A 3,811-nucleotide genomic window follows, 5' to 3' on the forward strand; every position below is an offset into this window, starting at 1 on the left:
CGGCATTACTGATTGGTTGATCGCTGCGTCCGTCGATCATGCGAGCCGCTTTAATTGCAAATCTTGTTGGGGCTCGTCGGGATGTTCGAATCGGACTCTACTTCCCTCGATACCAGAAAACTAAAGCAAAGGACGAGCACAAAACAAATCTCACTCCAGCCACATTGAATTCGATCCATTCTTGTCATTCCTGATTTTGCCGTCTCCACTTGCTAGGCGCAGCTAAAGAAAAGTCTTGCCATACACGGCGCAGATGGCGGCTGGATCCGAAGCCTGCACGCTCGGCAACGGCTTCTATCGACAATTCTGTATTGTTGAGAAGCTGTCTAGCGAGTGCAACTCGCATTCGATTTATATAAGCAACCGGAGTTGTATGAGCATGTAAATGAAAGAGTCGAACGAGATGACGTGTACTTGAATAGGCTAGAGCTGACAACTTTTTCAATGTCCAGGGATGAGCGGGATCGGCGGCAATTGCATCCTGCACTCGATGAATCGCGGGATGTATATGATTCCTGCTTTCCAACCAGGGTGAAATCTGTGGATCTGAGCCTGTCCTTCGAAGATACACAACCATATTTCGCGCTACTGCAACTGCGCATAAAGGTCCGGCAATTTCACCGATCAAATGCAGCATCAGATCTATACCGGCTGTGACACCTGCGCTCGTATAGACGTTTCCATCCGGTACGTAAATCCGGTTGTCGAACACTTTTGCCGTGGTTGCAATCTGCTGCAATTCTTCGTAGTGACTGTGGTGTGTGGTGCACGAACGATGATCCAGCAGACCGGCGCGCCCAGCCAGCAATGCTCCCGAACAAATAAAAACCAATTTATGAGTAGGTCGCGCCATTCTCCGCAACCAGAGGATAATTTGATCGCTGTCCTTGATGTATTGCCGCGTATCCGGACCACTCGTTGATCCTGCAACAACAATCATGGAATTTCGAGGTAGTGAGCTGGGTAATTTATGGATATCCGTTAGTCGCAGGCCGATGGAAGTATCTACTCCCTTCCCAGGAGAGCAATAACGAAGCTGAAATCCAACATGCTCTTGACAACGATTCGCCATCGCGAGCGCTCCAGCAGGACCTGCCACATCTAGAAACAATGTCCGCGGAGGCAAAATAAAAAAGACTGGTACATGCTTCACGGTCTTGAAAGAGCCTCCTTCACTGTAACAACTTTAGCAAACTGTCCCGAAGTTAAAACCATCTCCGTACGCTCTTTTATTTCGGCAGAGCTGAAAACGCGTCCTGTTCGTTCGAGTTTCATTGGAAATGTCAGAGTTGCATCAAGAACAAAATCAACAGCAAAACCAAAATCGGACGCATGACGCGTCGTAGTTTCACAACATTCCTCAGTGCGGATGCCACTGATGATCAGATGGTGAATACTGCGTGCATTCAGCCATCCGCTCAGAGGTGTTCCCGCAAGTGCGCTGTGATAATTCTTATGGAACGTTACATCGGCATTCAGTTTTATCGGCTCCAATGTTTTCACCCATCCGGTGGATAGTGCAAATGCTCCATTCTCTTCCGTATGCAGAATTTGAACAATCGGTATCTTTCGCTCAGCGCAACCGTCAATCAAACTTTGTAAATGAAACAAAAATTCACGTAGGTCCGTATCTGACCAATATGGCCGATGACGAAAAGATTCTTGTGCATCAACAACCAGTAGTGCTTTGTTCTTCACAAAGACCTCCTTCATATTGCCTAACTTAAAGCGCGTCGGAAAAACGTGCAATACGCCTGTGTGACAAGAACCGGACGAAAAAGGACATCCTGAAATTATTCTCAGATAATCCCATAACTCAAATCGATATTGAGCTGTTATCACTGGATTTTGCGCAGGTATATATATGAGTGTCTTCAATAAGGAGAAAGCCGCCAATGAAAGTGACGCCAAATCAGAATCCGACAATTCCAGTTCAGGGATCGGAGATCGCCGATGTTATAGACGGAACCAGCAACACAAAGCAAGTCGGTGAACGAACGAAATCAGAAAAGCCATTTGCGGAGGATAGCTTCGAAAGTTATCAAACAAGCGCTCAGCGCATCATTCTTGGAGAAATTGCATCGGCGGCTGGGAGTGAGCAATACAATCCAAAAGAGGTCAACGTTGACAAATCAGTGCCGTGGCAGAAATCGCAACGTCCATCGGCTTCAGCCAAGGAAGTCGAAACAACATCTACAAAGGAAAACATTATTTCATACAACGGCCACGCAGGACTTGGGGAAAACAAATAAATCACTGTGCTGCATCTTTTTTGCTGATTGCGAAAAGCGCTTCCAATGTTCTGAGGTACATCACGCGGTTTGCAATCGCAGGTGTAGCATAACAGGGAGAATCCATATCATTTTTAGAAACCAGCTTGAACTCAGGACCAGCTTTAACCACGAACACCACACCATCTTCGCTTGCGAAAAAGAGATTATCATCTGAAGCTACGGGTGATGCACTGTAATCACCCTCAAGCTTAGTTTCATATTTCTTTTCACCTGTTTGAATATCGTAGCTGGTAAGCGCGCCATTATTTTGAACAGAATACAAATATCGTTTGTACGCAATCTGCGTTGGTGTGTAAGGACCACCCTTCTCAATTCTCCAAACGAGGAAATTGTTTTTGGTCTCCCCTTCTTTGAGTGAGATATCTCCGGTTGCTCCAGCGCGCAAAGCATAAAACGGACGCCCTCTTGGATATCCCCCGGCAAAGAAAAAAGTGTCACCTTCAACCAGAGGCGTTGGTTGTTTTACTTCTGCAGCATCCTTAAAGCGCCAGATCTCCTTTCCATCTTGCACATCATAGCCACGGAAGAACTGTCCATTGGTTAGAATCTCACTATGATTCTTGCCGGTGTAGATTGAAGGAGTACTCCATGATGGAAGTTCATCGGTACGCGCCGTTTTCCAAACTTCTTTGCCATCCGCCACATTAAAAGCTGCAAGAAACGAATTTTCATGCTTATCACTTTGAATGATCAGCAAGTTCTTATATATGATAGGAGAGCTTGCATGCCCCCAATGACTTGTCGGATCATTAGCGAGTCCGGGATTTAATAATCCAAGATCTTTCTTCCAAACAAGCTTGCCGTCAAAGTCGTAAACATAGAGCCCTTCTGAACCCATGATCGCTGCGACATATTTTCCATCCGTTACTGGTGTCGAATTGGCCTGGCTAGATTTTTCATGGCGTTTCGAACGTGGCAATCCTTTATAGGCAGTTTGTTCCCAGAGAATTTTTCCTGTCTTTACATCGATGGAAAAAATTTTCCAGGTGTGTTCTACGGAATCATCATGCCAGTTGGATTCATAACCGATCGCTGTGGTCACAAAAATTCGATCTCCCCAAACAATCGGACTGGAATGCCCTACTCCGGGTATTTCAGTGGACCACAAAATATTTGCTTTGGATTCAACGTTCCAGCTTTCTGGAATGTTGTTACCATCCGCTTTTCCGGACGCATTCGGACCTCGAAACTGCGGCCAGTTTTCGGCGTTCACTACGGAAGCAACGAACATGCAAATCAGCATCAACTTTACAAACTTCATGGCAATTTCCGATACTCCTATAATTATAGGAGGCTTTACTACAGAGATAGGAGGTCGTCAAGAGAGATTGCCATATGACTACGGAAATGTCCTGAATAGAATTCTCGTTCGTCATATAAGAAAAAGGAGAAATAATCATGACAACGAAGAATACAGAAAATCATAAAGTCGTATCACGAGATGAATGGATTCGTGCGCGCAAAGAGCTGCTTGCAAAAGAAAAGAACCTCACCCATGAGCGTGACAGTCTGAGTGA

The 3,811-nt window shown here is 45.6% G+C and carries 5 protein-coding genes; 2 read left to right on the forward strand and 3 right to left on the reverse strand.

Annotation, left to right across the window (positions count from 1 at the left end; translation table 11 throughout):
* Nucleotides 1–184 precede the first annotated feature (184 nt).
* Together L0156_25930 and L0156_25935 are read right to left on the reverse strand one after the other, a co-directional pair.
* Complete coding sequence (locus L0156_25930) at nt 185–1,153, reverse strand: helix-turn-helix domain-containing protein (protein MCI0606438.1); 969 nt, start codon at nt 1,151–1,153, stop codon at nt 185–187.
* On the reverse strand, nt 1,150–1,698 hold the full coding sequence (locus L0156_25935; GenBank protein ID MCI0606439.1) for an isochorismatase family protein: 549 nt from the start codon (nt 1,696–1,698) through the stop codon (nt 1,150–1,152). Before L0156_25935 ends, L0156_25930 begins: the two co-directional genes overlap by 4 nt.
* Nucleotides 1,699–1,895: 197 nt before the next feature.
* Between L0156_25935 and L0156_25940 the strand changes: the two genes are divergently transcribed.
* Nucleotides 1,896–2,252 (forward strand): hypothetical protein, encoded by a 357-nt coding sequence (locus tag L0156_25940; GenBank protein MCI0606440.1) that lies wholly within the window; start codon nt 1,896–1,898, stop codon nt 2,250–2,252.
* Between the two features lies 1 nt (nt 2,253).
* Here the strand turns inward: L0156_25940 and L0156_25945 are convergent, their stop codons facing one another.
* The gene (locus L0156_25945) at nt 2,254–3,555 is read right to left on the reverse strand and encodes a PQQ-binding-like beta-propeller repeat protein (protein MCI0606441.1); all 1,302 of its coding nucleotides are present in this window, start codon (nt 3,553–3,555) and stop codon (nt 2,254–2,256) included.
* A gap of 137 nt (nt 3,556–3,692) precedes the next feature.
* Between L0156_25945 and L0156_25950 the strand changes: the two genes are divergently transcribed.
* Nucleotides 3,693–3,811 (forward strand): DUF899 domain-containing protein (locus tag L0156_25950; GenBank protein ID MCI0606442.1); only part of this gene is annotated, 119 nt, incomplete at its 3' end.

Source organism: bacterium (assembly GCA_022616075.1).
In the GTDB taxonomy this organism is placed as follows: Bacteria; Acidobacteriota; HRBIN11; order JAKEFK01; family JAKEFK01; genus JAKEFK01.